The organism is Nocardia aegles, from assembly GCF_052545135.1.
Genome location: NZ_JBQWRI010000007.1, coordinates 345884 through 363672, shown reverse-complemented (window position 1 = coordinate 363672; position 17789 = coordinate 345884). Strand labels below are relative to the sequence as shown.

Here is a 17789-nt window from a genome sequence, read left to right as displayed (position 1 = left end):
CGTGACATGCCTATCAGCAACCAAATAGCTATCGCTCATGCCGCACGTGGGAATATCGGACGCAACCGCCGCGCCATCCCGCCGCGGCCGGAAAAGACGGACTCGGACCCCGATTTACCTCAACTTTTTGGAAATAACGAAACTGTCACCATGGGTGACAGCGACGCAATCCTCTGGCTAACGTGGCAGACGGCAACTTCGGTAGCCAAACCTTCATCAGGTTGGTGACCCCGGCCGGTCCCTCATCCCGACCGGGGCACAACCAAAGAGCTCACGGGTGACCAGCGCCAATTCCCCACTTCCACCGGAGGACCGTCCACGTGTCGCGTGACGACATCGCCGCCGCCTGGCTGTCCAGCACCGATTTCGCAGGCGACCGCTCCGCCGTCGCCCTCTTGAGCCGCGCCATCAGCCCCCAGGAGTTCGCGATCAAGCGCGACTCGCTGCCGGTGACCGCGGCCGCCGATCCGGCCACCGCCGCCGCCATCCTCGAACTCCTCGAACGCGGCCAGGTGCCCACCATGGCGGCGATCCGCACGCTGACCGCGCAGAACGAGATGCGCCGCGAGGCCGAGCGGATCGAACGTCTCGGCCGCCGCGCCCAGCGCAGCATCGACGATTTCGGCCGGGCGCTCGCCAAACTGGCGGACGCGCACTGGACCGCGCACGGCTACGGTCCCACCCGCCGTGACGTGCTGTGCACCGAGCAGATCATGACGCTGATCCGCACCCGCGTCGGCGATATCTCACCGTCCGCGGTCAAACACCTCTGGCTCATCGAACGGGCCCAGCGCGCGGGATGGATCGCCTCCAACGCCAATCCCCGGTCGCTGTGCGCCGCGCGGCGTTTCTACGCGGCCCAGTACGGCAACCGGGTGTCGTTGCGTCCGGTGAACACCATCGGGACCGCGATCGCGACCTATCTCGCCGACTACGAGGCAGAACACGGCCGACCGCCACGCTGGTCGGTGGTCGCGCAGGAGCTGCGCGACGACCGGGGCCGCCGGATCTTCCACAACACCGCCGACGCCCGTGCCCAGCAGCTGTGGCTGACCACCGCGGAGTGGGTGGAGATGCGCGAGGACCTTCCCGTTCCCGGCCGCCGGGGCCTGCGCGCCATCCGTAAGTCCCGAGGCTGATCGCGGGCGCATCGTGGGAGTCGACAGCCTAGGTTAACGGCGTTACTCTGACGCCGCCGACCTAGCGAGCGGAGCCGCGATGCTGACCAGGATGGCCCGATTCATCACTCGATCTCCACGCATCGTGCTGGCCGCGGCGCTAACCGTCGCCGTGCTGTGCGGCGTCTTCGGCGCCACCGCGCCCGCGCACTTGAGATCCGGCGGTTTCACCTCCGACGACGCCGAATCCGCCCGCGTCGCCCGACTGATCGCGGACAACTTCGCCGGGGCGGCGCCCAACTTCGTGCTGCTGGTCAGCTCCGAGGCGGGCGCGGACGATCCGGCCACCAAGACGGCGGGCACCGGGCTGGCCGACTCGCTGAAATCCCGCACGGATGTGCGGGGCGTCCAGTCCTACTGGACCACGCCGCAGCCGCTGGCGAACGCGTTGCGCAGCACCGACGGAAGAAGCGCCCTGGTGGTCGCCTTCATCGACGGCGACGAAACACAGGTGGCGCAGACCGCGAGCGAACTGGAACGGCAGTTCGCGGGCGTCGCCAACGGGATCACGGTGCGGCAAGGCGGCATCGCCGCGATCTATCAGGACGTCACCGCACAGACCACACGCGACCTCGCCCTGGCCGAGGGCGTCGCGGTCCCGCTGTCGATGATCGTGCTGGTCCTGGTGTTCGGCAGCCTGGTCGCCGCGTCCCTCCCGTTGGCCATCGGGGTGTTCGCCATCCTGGCGACGCTGGCGCTGCTGCGCATGTTCACGCTGTTCACCGACGTCTCGATCTACGCGCTGAACATGACGACGGCGATGGGTCTCGCGCTGGCCATCGACTCCAGCCTGTTCATCGTCAGCCGTTTCCGGGAAGAACTCGCCAACGGCTCGGATCCGGCCGCGGCCACCATCCGGTCCATGCAGACCGCGGGGCGCACCGTGCTGTTCTCCGCGCTCACCGTCGCGCTCTCGATGGCCGTGCTGAGCGTTTTCGACCTGTACTTCCTGAAGAGTTTCGCCTACGCGGGCGTCGCGGTGGTCGCCGCCGCGGCGCTCGCCTCGATCGTGGTCCTGCCCGCTGCGCTGGTGCTGCTCGGCCACCGGGTGAACTCCCTCGACCTGCGGGCTCCGTTGCGCCGCCTGGTCGGTCGCGGCGCACCCGCACCCGGCGTACCGACGCCGGAGGACACCGGCTGGTACCGGCTGGCCGGCGTGGTGATGCGGCACGCCGCCCCGGTCGCGGTCGCGATCATCGCCCTGCTGCTTGCGCTCGGGGCACCGTTCCTCTCGGTCGAGTTCGGTTATCCCGACGACCGGGTGCTGCCGGACTCCGCCGCCAGCCGCCAGGTCGGCGACGTGCTGCGCACCGAGTTCCCCCAGGCCGATCCGGTCGCAGGTACCACGATCGTGGTGGACGGCTATCGCGGCGACAGCGCGGCGCTCGGCGGATACGCCGCGGAACTGTCCAGGGTGGAGGGTGTACCCGCGGTTCTCTCCGCCGCGGGCATCTACGTGGCAGGCGCGCGGGTCGCGGCCCCTCCGCCCGGAATGATCAACGACACCGGGACCTACCTGAGCGTCGCGACCACACTCGATCCCTTCTCCCCCGCGGGTGACCGCCAGCTGACCGCGATCCGGGCGATCCCCGCGCCGGGCGACGCGCTCTACGGCGGCGCCGCGGCGGCCAACGCCGACTCGCTCCAGGCACTGGGCGCCCGGCTGCCGCTCGCCGCCGCGTTGATCGCGCTGACCACGTTCGTCGTATTGTTCCTGTTCACCGGCAGCGTCGTGCTGCCGATCAAAGCGCTCGCGCTGAACACGCTGTCGCTGGCCGCCGCTTTCGGCGCGATGGTGTGGGTGTTCCAGGAAGGGCATCTGTCCGGCGTGCTCGGTTTCACCGCGGTCGGATACCTGGTGCCGACCATGCCGATCCTGATGTTCTGCCTGGCCTTCGGCCTGTCCATGGACTACGAGGTGTTCCTGCTGTCGCGGGTGCGCGAGGAGTGGCTCGCCACCCACGACAACACCCGTGCGGTCGCGATCGGGCTGGCCCGCACGGGCCGGATCTTCACCGCCGCCGCGGTGCTGATGGCTATCGTGCTCGGGGCCCTGGTGACCGCGAAGGTGTCGTTCATGCAGCTGCTCGGCCTCGGCCTCACGCTGACCGTGCTGGCCGACGCCACGCTCATCCGTGGCCTGCTCGCGCCCGCGCTCATGCGCCTGCTCGGGCCGGTCAACTGGTGGGCGCCCGCGCCGCTGGCCCGCCTGCACGCCAAGCTCGGGCTGACCGAGGGCGAAGAGCATGCCGCCGCCCGCCCGCTGGAAACCGCGGGACGCGCATGATCGGTGGCAGGCGTCCGCGGTCGCCGCGCGGAACCGGGGCCCAGCTGCGCGAGGAGATCCTGCGGGCCACGGCCGACCTGCTCACCAGGAGCGGGCACGCCGAAGCCGTGTCGATCCGGGCGGTGAGCAAGCTGGTCGGGGTGAGCCCCCCGTCGATCTACCGGCACTTCACCGACAAGGACGAGCTCATCGCTGCGGTCGTCGCCCAGGCCTTCGAAGACCTGGCCGACGCGATGCGAGCCGCCGCCGACCCGGCGGCCTCCCCGTTGGCCCAGCTGCACGACCAAGGCATGGCCTACGTCCGCTTCGCCCTCGAGCATCCCGAGCAGTACCGGCTGGCGACCGCGCCCACCGAGACCGCGGGCGCGGTGGACCAAGTCCTCACCAGCGGGGCTTTCCAGAGTTTCGCGGCCACCGTACGCAAGTGCATGGACGAGGGCACGATAGCGTCGCGCGACCCGCTGCCGATCGTGCTGGAACTGTGGTCGGTGGGTCACGGCATCGCCTCCCTGCTGCTCGCCAAACCCTTCCTGCCCTGGGGTGACGTGGAAGCGACCGCCGCACGCGTGCTGGGCGCGGCATGCATCGGCTATACCGTGCTCGACCTGGCCGGCACAGACCGGCCGACGCCGGACGCGGTCGCCGCGTGGCTGCGCGGTGTCCGGAAGGATCGCCCCTCCACCTGACCGGAGCACGGCGCTTTCCCGATCGGCTGTCAGCCCGTGAGCGACCGTTCGGTAACCTCACAGCGCACCTGCGCGGAAGGAATAACCCGTGTCCTCGACCATCGACCCCGCGGCCACCGCCTGGCTGCTGATCAGCACGGCCCTCGTCCTACTGATGACGCCCGGCCTGGCCATCTTCTACGGCGGGATGGTGCGCTCGACCGGCGTACTCAACATGTTGATGATGAACTTCATCGCGATCCCGTTGGTCACGGTGAGCTGGCTACTTTTCGGCTACAGCTTGGCGTTCGGTGCCGACGCGGGCGGTGGCCTGATCGGCGGCCTGGATCACCTGGGCATGGCCGGGATCGATCCGGGTTCGGTGCGCGGCTCGGTGCCGGAGCTGTTGTTCGTCACCTTCCAGCTCACCTTCGCCATACTGACCGCCGCACTGGTCAGCGGCGCCATCGCCGACCGCGCCAAATTCTCCGCGTGGATGATCTTCGTGCCGGTGTGGGCGCTGGTGGTGTACGCACCGATCGCCCACTGGGTGTGGGGGCCGGACGGCTGGCTCGCACGGTTCGGCGCGCTCGACTACGCGGGCGGGCTGGTGGTCGAGATCGCCTCCGGCGCGTCGGCCTTGGCCCTCGCGCTCGTGCTCGGCCCGCGCATCGGGTTCCGTACCGACGCGATGCGCCCGCACAACCTGCCCTTCGTGCTGCTCGGCGCGGGCCTGCTGTGGTTCGGCTGGTTCGGCTTCAACGCCGGTTCGGCGCTGGCGGCCAACGGCCTCGCCGCGGCGGTCTTCCTGAACACCCTGGTGGCGGGCTGCCTCGGCATGCTCGGCTGGCTGGCGGTCGAGCAGATCCGCGACGGCAGGCCGACCACCTTCGGCGCCGCCTCCGGCGTGGTGGCGGGCCTGGTCGCCATCACCCCTTCGTGCGGATCGGTCAACACCCTCGGCGCGGTGCTGGTCGGGCTGGCGGCGGGCGTGGTGTGTTCGTTCGCGGTGGGCTGGAAGTTCAAGGCGGGTTACGACGATTCGCTCGACGTGGTCGGCGTGCACTTCGTCGGTGGCGTCGTGGGCACCGTGTTGATCGGCTTGCTCGCCACCGCGGTGATGACCGGCGGCGTCGAGGGCCTGTTCTTCGGCGGTGGATTCGCCCAGCTCGGCAAGCAACTGGTGGCGGTTCTGGTCGTCGCCGCCTACGCGTTCGGCGTCTCCTTCGCGCTCGGCAAGGGCATCGACCGGCTCGTCGGCTTCCGGGTCAGCAAGGAGGACGAGACCACCGGGATCGACTTCGCCCTGCACGCCGAGACCGCGTACGCCGAAGGAGTGCACGGGCACGCGCCCCGCAGGCTCGGTGAGGGGCAGGTCGGGCATCCCCACACCGATCGCCCGCTGGAAGACGATCCGAAGCACTGATCGGCGGTCAGCTCACCGAACTCGCCGACGCGGTGAACGTATTGCACTGGGCCGCACGATTCTTGTCCAGACCCGTCTCGAACCACTGACCGCCGTTCTCGGCCGACCCGTGGTCGCGCATGTCCCCGCCTTGGTCGCCGCGCCCGTAGGCGTCCTTCCGGGCCACCGTGACCTGCGGATCCGTCAGCGAGCCGCCTTTCGAGGACGAGGAGAGGTACATGCCGTCGAAACAGTTGGCCTGCAATTCGACTCGGCGGGACAATTCCAGCCCCTTCGCGGTGCGCGGCCCGGCATCGGCCCGCTCGCTGTTGGCCTTGCGCAGGATGCCGGACATCGCCTGCACGTGGTGTCCGTACTCGTGCGCGAAGACCGAGAGGTAGACCACCCAGTTGTTCTTGAAGTAGTCGGTCTGCAACTGGCTGATCGGCATGTAGATCGTCTTGTTCGCCGGGCAGTAGAACGCGGCGAAATTGCTGGTCGAGCCGGTGCACGGCGTGGTGATGCCGATCGTGGTCGCGCTGACGTTCAGCGCCGGCGGCTGAAACGGCAGATTCGCCTCGCGCAGTACGGGTTTCCACGCCGCCTCCAGGCACGACGCGGCGCTTTCGAAGAACTTGCGGGCGGCGTCGACCTGGGTGCCCCACGGCGAGTAATCGCACCGCGCCGGAACGAGTGTCCTGCTCGGGTCGGTCAGCAGCGGGTTTTCGCCGGTCTCCGACGGTCCGGTCACGGCATCGGGCTGGGCGTCGAACGTCAAGCTCGGTCGGGGACCGGAGGCGTCACTGTCGCCACGTCCCACCGAGATCGCGTTGCGCACCAGCCCCGCCGCGACCAGGAATACGACGACGACCAGCAGCACCACCCATCCGCCGCCACCGCGTTTGCGCCGCGGCGGGTAAGGAGGCCGCCCGGGCGGACCATAGGGCATCGGCGGAGGGACCGGAGAGCCGTAGCCCGGCGGCGGGCCGTAACCGGGCTGAACGTACCCCGGTGGGGGGCCGTAACCAGGAGGCGGGCCGTATCCAGATGGCGGACCGTAACCGGGGCGTAGTCCATCGGGCGCACCGTAGCCGGGCGGCGGAGGAACCGGACGCCCCCGGTGCGGGACCGGTCCGTGTCCGTACGGTGGTTGTGTCACGCCCCCGTACCCCCTCGTCTCAGTGATCGCCGACAGCCGCTGACGCAGAATAGCAAGCTGTCTAAAGTAGGCAGCCATGCTGACTTTTCGGGGGGCCGCCCTAGGCGCGCTGCTTCTCGCCATCGCGGCAGTGTTCGCGGCGGCCCCGGTCGCCCAGGCCCAGCCCACACCCGACGGCGTGACCATCACCGCCGATCTGAAGCTGAATCGCGAGGGCGTCCTCGAAGTCGTGGAACAGGTCTCGGTGCCGCAGGACGGCTCGTTCCGGATGTCGCTTCCGCTGCGGCTGAAGGTGAGCGATGACGCCGAGCGCGTCTTCCGGGTCACCGATGTGAACACCGAAGGCCCGGGGACCGCGACCGTCGCGAACGACCAGTTCACCATCGAGGCGCGGCCGGGCAAGTCCACCTTTCAGTACTCCGTGCGGAACACCGTCAGTGACGCGCCGGGCACCCAGGTGTTCCATTGGCTGGGAGTGCTGGGCGCCGACATCGCGTCGATCAGCGCCTCGCTGATCAGCCCGAGCTTCGAAATGGGCATCGTGGATTGCAAACTCGGCCCGCCCGGCAAGGCCCGGCCATGCGCCGACGTCAAGATCGAGTCCGATGGCGTCCTGTTCCTGGAACAGACCGACCTGCACAAGGGCGACGCGATCGACCTGACGCTGCAATTGCCGCCCGGCACCGTGCCGAGCAACGCCGACGTACGCGGCAGCGGCGACGCGGGCCCCTTCGCGATCACCGCCCCGGTGCTCGTCGCGTTCGGCGTCCTGCTGCTCGCGCTGGCAGGGCTGGCCGCCTTCGTACTGCGCGCCCGCCGGCTGGACGCGACCGTGGGCGACGGGACGGAGTCGCTCGACCCACTGCTGCGCGACGGCGATCGAGTGCAGTTCACCTCACCCGAGGGCGCGCTGCCCGGCGAGGCCGGTCTGCTGCTGGACGGGCATGTCGATCCGGTCGACATCGCCGCCACGGTGGTGGATCTCGCGGTGCGCCGGTACCTCCGGGTCATGCCGCTCAGCGACAGCGACTGGCGGATCACCCGGGTGAATACGCCCGACGATCAGCTGCGCGACTACGAGAAGGCCGTCTACCAGGCGCTGCTGCCCGACGGCGCGGACGCCGTGACACTGGGCGAGCTGCGCAGGCCGGGGCGCGTGGCGTCCGGTCCGGTCCGTGCGGCCCTGGTCGCCGATGCCGTCGCCCGCGGCAATTTCCTCGATCGCCGCCGTCCCGGCCTCGCGGTGTGGCTCGGTGCAGCGCTGGTGGTCGCGGGGGCGGTGGCGACCGTGGCGCTCGCGCTCACCTCCGGGCATGCCTTGGTCGGCGTGGCGATCGCACTCGGCGGCGTCGCGGCTCTGCTCTCGCCGAAGTATCTGCCGGTGCGGACGACCCGAGGGCTGGCACTCGCCCGGCAGATCCGCGCGCTGCAGCGCGGCCTGGAAATCATCCGGCGCGAACAGATTCCGCCGATCGACCAGGAAACCGTGTTCTCCCGCGCCTTACCGTTCACGGTGCTCGGTGCACGCGCCGACAATTGGATCCGCGCTTTCCGCGACCTCGATCCGTCTGCCGACGCGCAACCCGGCCTCTACTGGTTCGGCGGTTTCGAACGCGACCGCAACCTGCAACGCTTCGCAAGCCACTTCCCGTTCTTCATCACGGCGTTGGAAGGCCTGTTCGCGACCGCGGGCGACCCGCATCGGTGAACCCGCATCCGCACGAAAAGGGCGACCGGACCGCGCGTCCGGTCGCCCTTCGCCGAATTACTCAGTCGCTCAACGCGGTTCGCCGGACCGCTGCCAGCGGATCGGCGTAGAGGACGCTCAACGAGGTCACCACGGCGGCGTATTCCTGTACCTTGCCGCCGAATCCGCTGATCCGGATATCGGTGGGCGGCAGCGTCGAACCCTGGTTGAACGCCCGCGCCACATGCGCCACGGCGGGGCGATAGCCGGTGAACGCCTGACCGCCGAGAATCACCCGATCCGGGTTGAGCATGTCGCGCACCATCGCCACGGTGTGGCCGAGAATGGTGGCCCGCTCGGCGAGCAGCTCGCGCGCGGATTCCGAACCGGCTTCCGCGGCGCGGTACAGATCGGCGATGGTCGAGCCCGCGGTGCCGTTGTGCGCCGGGATGATGCCGCGGCCGACGGCCCTGGAGTGCAGCGACCGATCGCCGACGGTCACCTCCAAGCAGCCCCGCCGTCCGCAGGTGCATTCCACATCCGAACCCGTCGGCAGGTGCGCAATCGATCCGGGGCCGTTGCTCGGCGTGTGCACCCGGCCGTCCAAAGTCACTGCGATACCGGCGGTTTCCCGCACGTAGAAGTACAGACTGCTGCCGCGCTCGACGCGGGCCTGATCCTTCGGCTCAGCGGTGGGCAGCAACAGCTCGGAGCCCGCCATCGCCTCGACATGCGGCGCGACCGAGACGGGCAACTCCAGCACCTCGCCGAGCACCGAACCGACTTGTGCGCCATGCCACTCCAGCTTCGGGTGGTCGACGACGCCGGTCAGCGGATCGACCCGGCCACCGATGGCGACACCGGCCCACAGCGCTTTGCGCCGGTGCCAGCGCTGCAGGAACGCCTTCGCGCTACGGGCGACGGTGGTGGTGGCGAATTCCTGGCCGGTCTGTGGGGTGGCGATGGCCAGGCCGCCGAGGATGCGGCCGCGCAAATCCGCGGCGACGATCTTGGTGACCGCGGCGCCGATGTGGATGCCGATGGTCAGGTAGGCGTCGTGATCGATTTCGAAGGGGACGCGGGGGCGTCCGACCGCACCCGAGGCCGTCAGGTCGGGACGTTCCCGCAGCAGGCCGGCCGCGAGCAGTGCGGAGACCTGCCGATTGACCGTCGCGATGCTCAAACCCGTTGTCCGCGCGGCGTTGTCGCGGGAGACGGGACCGCCGGTCGCGGCGCGCAGCACCGCGGCCGCCGGGTTGTCGCCGATGCGGAGTTCGGGGGCGACGACCGGGCGCTGGACGCGGGCACGGCTGCTCGCAACCCTGGAGACGGATCGTTCGAGAATGGGAAGGGACATTGTGCAGATCCTTGCTGAAGTCCCGAAATCGAACGGGACATGCCTACATGGGCGAGGAGGCAGCAAATGAGCAGGAAAAACAGCTCAGCTGCAGCAAGAGAGGCGACACAGTTCGCGCGTCAGCGGCAGCCGCAGACCCAGCGAGGCGGTCACATAAGTGACGCGCAGGAGGTTCGATCGGCCGGCAGACATGTCATTGAAATTAACACCGATTTCCGCGACGCACCAATCGTGGACGCGCCGCTGTGCGCTTACGCACATTGTTTCCCCAGGTCGCGAGCACGCGAAAAGACTCCGCTCCCCCCGGAAGACGGGCGGAGCGGAGTCTTTCCCGCGGAAGGATTACTTCGCCGGCACGAACGGCTGATTGATCGTCGTGAAGTACTGGATCGCGGCGAGAATCGCGACCGGAGCGGTCACGAACAGCTGGCCCGCCAGGGTGCCCAGGAAGCCGACGGCGGCCGCACCGGCGATGCAGCCGGCGATCGGGCCCGCGCCGAACAGGCCCAGCAGCGGCCCGGTCAGCGCCAGGCCGGCGGCACCGCCCGCGAGGCAGCCGAGGGCGGCACCGCTGAGGCCACCGACCAGGGTGCCGACCGTCGCGCCCGCGGAGATCGTGCTGGTCAGGCGGTTCCAGGCAGCAAGCTCCCGGTCGTACTCGGTTTTCCACGGCGCCTTGTCCTCGAACGGCAGGGCGACGGGCTTGTAGACCGCGTGCTCCTTGTCGAACTGCGGGGTCAGGACGGCGGTGTGGTCGGAGATGTCGGCGGCGATCGGGAACTCGAAGTCGTCGACGCGGAACTTCAGCTCGGCGCCGGCCACGGTGGTCCCATTGGCGGCCTTGATCTTGAACACGCCATCCTCGTTGACCAGCGAGCCGGCGTCGGTGTTGATAATGGTCGACACCGGGTTGGCCTCCGCGGTGTAGTTGACCACGCCGCTGTCGGCGGTTCCCTCCGCCGGCGCCGCACCCGACGTACCCGCGGCCACTCCGGTCGCAATGGTCACCAGCGCCGCGACCACGGCGAGCTTTCTCATCCTCATGTCCTGCAATCCCTCATCTCAGGTGGAGCCCTACCAGCCAAAAGCATCGGGCACCGATCCCGTGATCACGAGGAAAAAACGCAGGGCGATTTCAAATAGGAAACCGTGAGGTTACGCTCACCGAGCTACTTCGCTTTGGCCGCCGCTTTCGCCTGCTTCTTGAATTCCCTTACCTGCGCGAGGGATTCGGCGTCCGTCACGTCGGCAACCGAACGGCGCGAGCCTTCGTCACCGTATGCGCCCGCCGCGGCGCGCCAGCCTTCCGGCCGCACGCCCCGTTGCTTACCCAGAAGGGCCAGGAATATTTTCGCCTTCTGCTCGCCGTAGCCGGGGAGGTCCTTCAGGCGGCGCAATACCTCCGCGCCGTCCGGGTCGCCCGAGGTCCAGATGTTCTCGGCCTTGCCGTCGTAGTGCTCGATGACGTAGCGAGCCAGCTCCTGGGCACGCCGGGCCATCGACCGGCCGTAGCGGTGGATCGCGGGCGGGGTCGCGGCGAGTTCCTCGAATTCCCGCGGATCGGCCTCGGCGATGCGCTGGATGTCGAACCCGCCCATCCGGTCGGCGATCTTCTTCGGGCCGCGGAAGGCGTGCTCCATCGGGTACTGCTGATCCAGCAGCATACCGAGCAGCGTGGCGAAATGGTCCTCGGTCAGTAGCTGGTCCGCCTCGGCGTCCTGCGCCAGGCACAGCGTGCGCGTCACTGTCCCGCCTCTCCGTATCTTCGGGCCGTACCAGACTACTCAGAAACCATAGTGACTCACCTCACATCCCCTACGCGCGGGTACATGACCTGCCGCGTAGGCTCCAGGCCATGCCTCAGACGACGGCGACACCGACCAAGACGACGGCAACGGCCAGGGATGGACACGGGCCCATGAACACCTACGCAGTGCGCCCCGATCGGTTCGACCGAGCGGGCCAGGATCAGCTCGTCGACGTGCGCGACCTACAGGCCGCGCTGCCCGGTATCCGCCGCTTGCGCACCTGGGCGCACGAAGCGCTCGCGCTGCGGCCCGGCGAACACGCCGTGGACATCGGCTCCGGCACGGGATCGGAGGTAATCACCTTCGCCGACGCGGTCGGCCCGAACGGCAGCGCGGTCGGCGTCGAGCCGGACCCGCAGCTGCTCGCCTCCGCCGAGCGCCGTGCCGCCGAGGTCGGCTCGGCGGCCAAATTCCAATCCGGGGACGCCTACGGCGTGCCGTTCGGCGCCGACTGCTTCGACGCCGTTCTGTGCGAGCGCGTCTTCCAGCACCTCACCGCCCCGGCGCGGGCGGCCAAGGAGATCGCGCGCGTGCTGCGTCCCGGCGGCCGCGTGGTCGTGGTGGACAGCGATTGGGGCACGGCGATCGTGCACCCCGGTGACCGGCGCGTCGTCCGCGAGGTGATCGACACGCTCGTGTCGGCGACAACGAATCCGCTGTCGGGCCGTCGTCTGCCCGGTCTGCTCAGCAAGGCGGGCCTGGTGGTCGACGACATCGGCTCGGAGGCTCTGGTGCAGGACCGCAGTGTGGGCGCGGGGTCGCTGATCACCAGGATCTCGGCGATGGCGGTCGCGCGCGGCGCGATCACCGAAGCGGAGCGCGATCGCCTGCTCGCCGACCTGGATGCGGGCGCCGACAACGGCGACATCCACCTTTCGGTGACCATGTTCGCCGTCCTCGCGCACAAACCGCGCTGACCGGCCGATGGCCGTCGACGTACTGACCGACGTCGTGATCGACCGATCACGCGAGCTGGTCGCCGCGTACTCGGCCGATCCGACGCACGCTCCGGCCTGGTACTCGCGCATCCACAGCGTCACCTGGGTAACGGAGCCGCCGCTGCGCGTGGGCTCGCGGATGACGTTCGTCGCCCACTTCCTGGGCGGCAGGCTGACCTATACCTATGAGGTGGCGGACTACGCGGCCGGCGTGCGGCTGGTCATGCGCACCGCGCAGGGGCCGTTTCCGATGGAGACGACCTATACCTGGGCCGATACGCCCGAGGGCGGCACCCGCATGACGCTGCGCAACCGGGGCGAGCCGCGCGGTTTCCGCAAGCTCGCCGCACCCGTGTTGGAAGCAGCGATTCGACGGGCGAATCGCGCCGACTTGGCGCGGTTGAAGGAACTGCTGGAGACCGGGTAGGCGTCGGGTCTCGGTCAGGTCCCGTTCGCGGCACGGTTTCCGCTAGTGCTGCCAACTGTGCGGCGCCCAGCGGTGCACGCGTCGCAGCACGGCTCGAAGCGGACTCCCCGGCAGCGCACGCAACCGACGCGCCATCGAGGCGTGGCGGTGCACGCGTCGCAGCACGGCTCGAAGCGGACTCCCCGGCAGCGCGGCCAGCCGTCCCGCCTCGATCGGGGAACACTGTCTCCTTCATTCGGCCGCGCCTCCGGCGTTCGATATAGACGGGAACGCCCGGCACGAGATCCGTGCCGGGCGTTGTCCGCGGCCGCTCCTACTTGCCGAGCAGCTTCTCGGTGGCCGCCAGCAGCACGCAGGTGGCCAGGCCGTCCATCGCCTTCTCCAGCTCGGGCAGCTTCGGGAAGCTGGGGGCGATCCGAATGTTCTTGTCTTCCGGATCGTTCCGGTACGGGAAGGCCGAACCGGCCGCGGTGAGGGCGATGCCCGCATCCTTGGCGAGGGCGATCACCCGCGCCGCGGTGCCCTCGAGCACGTCCAGGCTGATGAAGTAGCCACCCTTGGGCTCGGTCCAGGACGCCACCTTGGACGCGCCGAGGCGGTCCTCGAGGATCTTCAGCACCAGCGCGAACTTCGGCTCCAGAATCGCGCGGTGCTTCTGCATGTGCGCGCGCACGCCGTCGGCATCGCGGAAGAAGCGCAGGTGGCGCAGCTGGTTGAGCTTGTCCGGGCCGATGCTTTTCTTCGAGGCGTGGCTCAGGTACCAGTCCAGATTCGCGGTGGAACCGCCGATGAAGCTGACGCCGGCGCCCGCGAAGGTGATCTTGGAAGTCGAGGCGAACACGATCGGGCGGTTCGGGTTCCCGGCGGCGGCGGCCGAGCCGAGCACGTCGATCACCGGGGCCGCGGTGTCGGTGAGAGGGTGCACCGCATACGCGTTGTCCCAGAACAGCCGGAAGTCGGGCGCCGCGGCTGGCATCGAAACCAATTCGCGGACAACGTCTTCGGAGAAGACGACGCCGGTCGGATTGGAGTAGTTCGGCACCGCCCACAGGCCCTTGATCTGCGGGTCGTTCGCCAGCAGCTCGGCGATGACGTGGGTGTCCGGGCCGTCGTGGCGCATCGGGATCGGGATCATCTCGAAGCCGAGCGCCTCGGTGATCGCGAAGTGCCGGTCGTAACCGGGGGCGGGACACAGGAACTTCAGGGTGTCCTCGGCGGCCCAGCGGCGCTCGGAATCGTTGGTGCCGTAGAGCATCGCGTAAGTGATCACGTCGTGCATCAGCTCGAGGCTGGCGTTGTTGCCCGCGAGCAGGTTGTCCACCGGGATGTTGAGCAGTTCGCCGAAGATGGCGCGCAGTTCCGGGAGACCGTGCAGGCCACCGTAGTTACGGCAGTCGGTGCCGCTGCCGTCGCGGAAATCGCCGTCACCGGGCAGACGCAGCAGTTCGGCGGACAGGTCGAGTTGTTCCGGCGAAGGTTTTCCCCGGGTCAGGTCCAGCGTGAGCTTCTCGGTCTCGAGCGTCGCGTAGTTCGCGGTCTGGGTGTCGTGCTCGAGCACGAGCTCCTCATGGCTCATCAAACCGATCTGCGTTTGCCGGGGCATCCTGGGCAGCCTTTCAAGCAGCGAAGGGACGATGGTTTGGCCGGACCGATGTGCGGCGGCGACCGAACAGTTGTCCGCGCAGACGCACACGCATCCGCGGACGGTGTTCACGTTACCCGTGCAGCGCCCGGAATTGGAGGCGTTATCCGAGGGACGGAGGCAGAGGCGGCACCGAGCCGGGCCCGTCCGCGACCCGCACCGGCCTGGCACTCGCGCGAGGCCTTCGAAAGGGGACCCCGCGCACCCGGCAGAGCCCGTTGACCCTTGCTGCCTTCCGGCCCTGGGGGGGTTCACAGGATGCGCGCCGCGCGGGATCCGTCGGCCAGTGTAGCGCCTCCCGCCCGCAAACCCGACTTCCGGGTCCATCACCCCGGCCGACCAGACCTTTCCCCCACGTCACCCCACCTATTTGGCGACCGGCCGGGGGCTACCGGTATGCTGCTCCACGGAGGATTCGCCTAGTGGCCTATGGCGCTCGCCTGGAACGCGGGTTGGGTTAACGCCCTCAGGGGTTCAAATCCCCTATCCTCCGCCAGGGCAAACGCCTCTGACCGGAACATATTTCCTGGTCAGAGGCGTTTTCCGTAATCTGTCCACACCGGCGAATATCCAGCGTTGCTTGCCATCAGTCCTGCTCAGAGCATTTTTGGAGCTGCGGACATTCGTTTCCCAAGCGGCTTCGCTCGAGCGGTGCTCGATGCGGGCGGCCGGCTGGAGGTGGTGTTGCCGTCCCGGAATTACCGCGAGCGGAAAGTGAAACCGGATCACGCCGAGCTGTTCGACGATCTGGTGCAACGCGCGACCACCGTGCGGGTGCTGGAATTCGATGACGCGGGACGCGAAGCGTACGAGGCGGCCAACGATGTCGTGGTCGGGTCGGTCGATCGACTGGTCGCCGTGTGGGATGGGGATGCCGGGCAGCAGGCGGGCACCGGGACGGTGGTCGAACTCGCGCGTGCGCGCGGTGTGCCGGTCGATGTCGTGTGGCCGGAAGGTGCCGCACGAAGCTGACGCCCCAGTCGCGCGATCTGGGCTGTGCGACTTCCCATTCCGATGGAATGATCTTCTCCGTGACTCAGTGGCTTCCGCTCTTCGCTTCTCTTATCGTTGCCATGGCGGCATTGGTCGGCGTGCTGGTCAACAACCGCACGAACCGGGCGGCGCTCACCGCCGCGGACGAGCGGAACCGGGTCACCTTGGACGCGGCGCAGCGCACGGTGGAATCGACCAACGCGGCGGCCGAGCGGCGGGAGCACGACAAGTGGCGGCGGGAGTCGGTGTTGACCGCGGTCTCGTCCGTGCTGTCGATTTCCAGCGACGTCCGCAGGCAGTTGTTGCACTGCGAGCACTGGGAGGCGGACGAACTGGATGCGGTCGATGCGGAGATCCGGCAGCTCATCACCGGCTCGCGCGGTTACATCAGCAACCTGCGCGTCCTGTCGCATCGCAAGATCCCCAATCGCTGCGAGGATCTGATGCGTACGCTCACCGCGGCGCTGAACATCAGCTTGCAGCGCCGTCGGATCGAACTCGACGGGGAGGCCACCCCCGAAGAGATCACCGAGATCCAGGCACTGTGGTCGCGGGCGATCGAGAACACCGTCGAGGAGGAGCGGTCGGTCATCAACGCCACCCGGCTGGAGCTGGATATCAGGATCTCCGCCGAGGTGCACCAGGCCGCGCCGCAGCCCGCCCTCGCCCGTTCCTGACCGGCGAGCTCGTCACGCCGATGACGACGGCGGAGCGGGGTCGAGGCGGGTGCCGTGCGCTTCGAGCAGCGCGACACGAAGGTGGGCGGCGTAGGCGTCGAGGCCGGGCAGCACTGCCGGGTCGGCGTGCAGGGAGATGGTGACGGTGTCGCCGAGTCCGTGCACACCGTGAGTCAGATGCATGACGGAGCCGAGAGCCGGGAACCCGGCCGTGAAACGCACCGCGCCGCCACCGAAAGAAAGATCGGCCGGGCCGCGGTCGACGCTGGAGACGACGGTGTGGCCGGCGATCGAGTCGGGGACGGCGTCGAGGGGGTAGCGATCCACGTCCCGGCGCAGCAGCGGGGCCGGCATGGCCGCGGTGACCCGATCCTGCGCGGACAGCAGTGGGTGCCGTGCGCGCAGGCGCCGGTCGGCCAGCGCCGCGGCGATCTTGTCGGCGCGCAGGCGCAGATCCGGTTCGTCGATGAACAGGTCGACGCCGAGGCCGCGATAGTTGTTACGTGCGCGGGTGGCCTCGGGAAGAGCCATCGGCACCTGCGCACCGAGCCGCCGCACCGGCTCGTCCAGCTCCGCCAGGTAGCGGGCGAGCGCCAGCGACACCGCGGTGAGGACGACAACCGTGACGGTACGGCCGGGCACCCGCAAGTCGGCGGACGGGAACACCAGCATCCGAGCTTCGTGCCGCGCTATGCCGTGCGTCGACGATCGATTCAGCACACTGGGCGGGAAACCGTCCGCAGGTGGCGGCACGTCACCCGACTCGGTCAACTCCACCAGCCGCTGCTGTGCTCGGAAGGCCTGGTAGCCGCGCACCGCGGTCGCGGCCACTCGAACCGGCGTGCGCAGCACCCCGGCCGCCGAGTCGACCAGCACCCCGGCCGACGACAGGCTCGCCGACACCGCGGCACCGATGGTCCGCCCACGTGCCGCGACCTCTCGCCCGCAGGGCCACCGCGACAGCCGCGATCCGAGCGCGCTGCTGGCCTCATCCGCTTCTATGCCGGTATCGGGCACCGCAGAGCCGGTCCGGCTTGCGTCCTCGACCGCGGGAGTCGCCGAGAACAGAGCACGCGCGATCGCCGAGGACCGCCGTCCATCGGCCAGGGCATGCGACATTTGAAGTACCACCACCAGCGCGGGCTCGCCGTCCAGCCCCGGAGCGTCGTCGATCGCACGGAACACATGCAGTCGCCACGGGTGCACGGCGGCATCGACGCCGGTGCCGAGCAGATCGCCGAGAACCTTCAGCAAGCACGACCATCTGCGCTCCACTAGTACATGTTCTACGAATTGCTCGGCCTCGAATTCACATCGTGTCCAGGACGGGTAATCGATGTCCGCGGGCAGTTTGCGCAGCCGGACCCGAAGATCGGGGATACGCGCGCTCCGTTCGGCGACGGCGGCGCGCAGTTCCGCGGTGGGCAGTCCGCGATCGACGAAGCAGTACAACAGAAAAAGGTCGTTGCGCGTGCGTTCGGACAGCCAATACATCGTCGCGTCCTGCGGTGCCATCGCGCTCACGAGTAAAACGATATCGACGCCGACCCGATCGTGTCCGTCGGT

Annotated in this window: 14 protein-coding genes, 1 tRNA gene, 1 other RNA gene and 1 pseudogene; 10 read left to right on the top strand and 7 right to left on the bottom strand. The window is 68.9% G+C overall.

The genetic code is table 11. From position 1 onward, the window contains the following. Positions 1–320 precede the first annotated feature (320 nt). The 4 genes from ACT89H_RS21255 to ACT89H_RS21240 all read left to right on the top strand — a co-directional run bounded on the left by ACT89H_RS21255 (position 321) and on the right by ACT89H_RS21240 (position 5556). Positions 321–1139, top strand: a complete 819-nt coding sequence (locus tag ACT89H_RS21255; RefSeq protein WP_445110356.1) for a hypothetical protein — start codon at positions 321–323, stop codon at positions 1137–1139. Positions 1140–1218: 79 nt separating this feature from the next. Continuing rightward, positions 1219–3465: an MMPL family transporter gene (locus ACT89H_RS21250; protein ID WP_445110355.1), complete on the top strand. Its 2247-nt coding sequence runs from the start codon at positions 1219–1221 to the stop codon at positions 3463–3465. Further along, the gene (locus ACT89H_RS21245; protein WP_445110354.1) at positions 3462–4151 is read left to right on the top strand and encodes a TetR/AcrR family transcriptional regulator; all 690 of its coding nucleotides are present in this window, start codon (positions 3462–3464) and stop codon (positions 4149–4151) included. Before ACT89H_RS21250 ends, ACT89H_RS21245 begins: the two co-directional genes overlap by 4 nt. A gap of 88 nt (positions 4152–4239) precedes the next feature. Further along, entirely contained in the window at positions 4240–5556 is a 1317-nt protein-coding gene (locus ACT89H_RS21240; RefSeq protein WP_445110353.1) for an ammonium transporter, read from the top strand. Positions 5557–5563: 7 nt separating this feature from the next. On the opposite strand, the gene ACT89H_RS21235 is transcribed toward ACT89H_RS21240, so the two are convergent. Continuing rightward, positions 5564–6484, bottom strand: coding sequence for a neutral zinc metallopeptidase (locus ACT89H_RS21235; protein WP_445110352.1), 921 nt, complete (start codon positions 6482–6484; stop codon positions 5564–5566). A gap of 286 nt (positions 6485–6770) precedes the next feature. On the opposite strand from ACT89H_RS21235, the gene ACT89H_RS21230 reads away from it, so the two are divergent. Continuing rightward, the gene (locus tag ACT89H_RS21230) at positions 6771–8402 is read left to right on the top strand and encodes a DUF2207 family protein (RefSeq protein WP_445110351.1); all 1632 of its coding nucleotides are present in this window, start codon (positions 6771–6773) and stop codon (positions 8400–8402) included. 61 nt (positions 8403–8463) lie between these two features. On the opposite strand, the gene ACT89H_RS21225 is transcribed toward ACT89H_RS21230, so the two are convergent. The 3 genes from ACT89H_RS21225 to ACT89H_RS21215 all read right to left on the bottom strand — a co-directional run bounded on the left by ACT89H_RS21225 (position 8464) and on the right by ACT89H_RS21215 (position 11483). Next, complete coding sequence (locus ACT89H_RS21225; protein WP_445110350.1) at positions 8464–9738, bottom strand: ROK family protein; 1275 nt, start codon at positions 9736–9738, stop codon at positions 8464–8466. 342 nt (positions 9739–10080) lie between these two features. Next, positions 10081–10782, bottom strand: a complete 702-nt coding sequence (locus ACT89H_RS21220; protein ID WP_445110349.1) for a DUF8020 domain-containing protein — start codon at positions 10780–10782, stop codon at positions 10081–10083. Between the two features lie 125 nt (positions 10783–10907). Next, positions 10908–11483 (bottom strand): HhH-GPD-type base excision DNA repair protein, encoded by a 576-nt coding sequence (locus ACT89H_RS21215; RefSeq protein WP_445110348.1) that lies wholly within the window; start codon positions 11481–11483, stop codon positions 10908–10910. A gap of 173 nt (positions 11484–11656) precedes the next feature. Between ACT89H_RS21215 and ACT89H_RS21210 the strand changes: the two genes are divergently transcribed. Both ACT89H_RS21210 and ACT89H_RS21205 read left to right on the top strand, forming a co-directional pair. Next, a complete protein-coding gene (locus ACT89H_RS21210) occupies positions 11657–12463 on the top strand; it encodes a methyltransferase domain-containing protein (RefSeq protein WP_445110395.1) in 807 nt (268 codons plus the stop codon). A 7-nt stretch (positions 12464–12470) separates the two neighbouring features. Next, the gene (locus tag ACT89H_RS21205; protein ID WP_445110347.1) at positions 12471–12911 is read left to right on the top strand and encodes an SRPBCC family protein; all 441 of its coding nucleotides are present in this window, start codon (positions 12471–12473) and stop codon (positions 12909–12911) included. Between the two features lie 313 nt (positions 12912–13224). Here the strand turns inward: ACT89H_RS21205 and ACT89H_RS21200 are convergent, their stop codons facing one another. Both ACT89H_RS21200 and ffs read right to left on the bottom strand, forming a co-directional pair. Continuing rightward, entirely contained in the window at positions 13225–14514 is a 1290-nt protein-coding gene (locus ACT89H_RS21200; protein WP_445110346.1) for an aspartate aminotransferase type Ic, read from the bottom strand. A gap of 225 nt (positions 14515–14739) precedes the next feature. After that, an RNA gene (gene ffs / locus ACT89H_RS21195) (signal recognition particle sRNA small type) lies at positions 14740–14834 on the bottom strand. 127 nt (positions 14835–14961) lie between these two features. Here ffs and ACT89H_RS21190 point away from each other — a divergent pair. The 3 genes from ACT89H_RS21190 to ACT89H_RS21180 all read left to right on the top strand — a co-directional run bounded on the left by ACT89H_RS21190 (position 14962) and on the right by ACT89H_RS21180 (position 16223). Next, a tRNA-Ser gene (locus ACT89H_RS21190) sits at positions 14962–15049 on the top strand. Between the two features lie 155 nt (positions 15050–15204). Next, positions 15205–15525, top strand: coding sequence for a hypothetical protein (locus tag ACT89H_RS21185; protein WP_445110345.1), 321 nt, complete (start codon positions 15205–15207; stop codon positions 15523–15525). A gap of 101 nt (positions 15526–15626) precedes the next feature. Continuing rightward, positions 15627–16223 carry a hypothetical protein gene (locus ACT89H_RS21180; RefSeq protein ID WP_445110344.1) on the top strand — a complete coding sequence of 199 codons (597 nt, stop codon included), beginning with the start codon at positions 15627–15629 and terminating at the stop codon, positions 16221–16223. Positions 16224–17042: 819 nt separating this feature from the next. On the opposite strand, the pseudogene ACT89H_RS21175 reads toward ACT89H_RS21180, so the two are convergent. Next, a pseudogene (locus tag ACT89H_RS21175) lies at positions 17043–17738 on the bottom strand (wax ester/triacylglycerol synthase domain-containing protein); the annotation flags it as partial. Between the last annotated feature and the right edge of the window lie 51 nt (positions 17739–17789).

Excerpts from the sequence above, each read along its gene's own strand:
- ACT89H_RS21250 (WP_445110355.1), top strand. The coding sequence starts at position 1,219 with ATGCTGACCAGGATGGCCCGATTCATCACTCGATCTCCACGCATCGTG.
- ACT89H_RS21245 (WP_445110354.1), top strand. The coding sequence starts at position 3,462 with ATGATCGGTGGCAGGCGTCCGCGGTCGCCGCGCGGAACCGGGGCCCAG.
- ACT89H_RS21235 (WP_445110352.1), bottom strand. The coding sequence starts at position 6,484 with ATGCCCTATGGTCCGCCCGGGCGGCCTCCTTACCCGCCGCGGCGCAAA.
- ACT89H_RS21230 (WP_445110351.1), top strand. The coding sequence starts at position 6,771 with ATGCTGACTTTTCGGGGGGCCGCCCTAGGCGCGCTGCTTCTCGCCATC.
- ACT89H_RS21225 (WP_445110350.1), bottom strand. The coding sequence starts at position 9,738 with ATGTCCCTTCCCATTCTCGAACGATCCGTCTCCAGGGTTGCGAGCAGC.
- ACT89H_RS21220 (WP_445110349.1), bottom strand. The coding sequence starts at position 10,782 with ATGAGGATGAGAAAGCTCGCCGTGGTCGCGGCGCTGGTGACCATTGCG.
- ACT89H_RS21210 (WP_445110395.1), top strand. The coding sequence starts at position 11,657 with ATGAACACCTACGCAGTGCGCCCCGATCGGTTCGACCGAGCGGGCCAG.
- ACT89H_RS21205 (WP_445110347.1), top strand. The coding sequence starts at position 12,471 with ATGGCCGTCGACGTACTGACCGACGTCGTGATCGACCGATCACGCGAG.
- ACT89H_RS21200 (WP_445110346.1), bottom strand. The coding sequence starts at position 14,514 with ATGCCCCGGCAAACGCAGATCGGTTTGATGAGCCATGAGGAGCTCGTG.
- ACT89H_RS21180 (WP_445110344.1), top strand. The coding sequence starts at position 15,627 with ATGGCGGCATTGGTCGGCGTGCTGGTCAACAACCGCACGAACCGGGCG.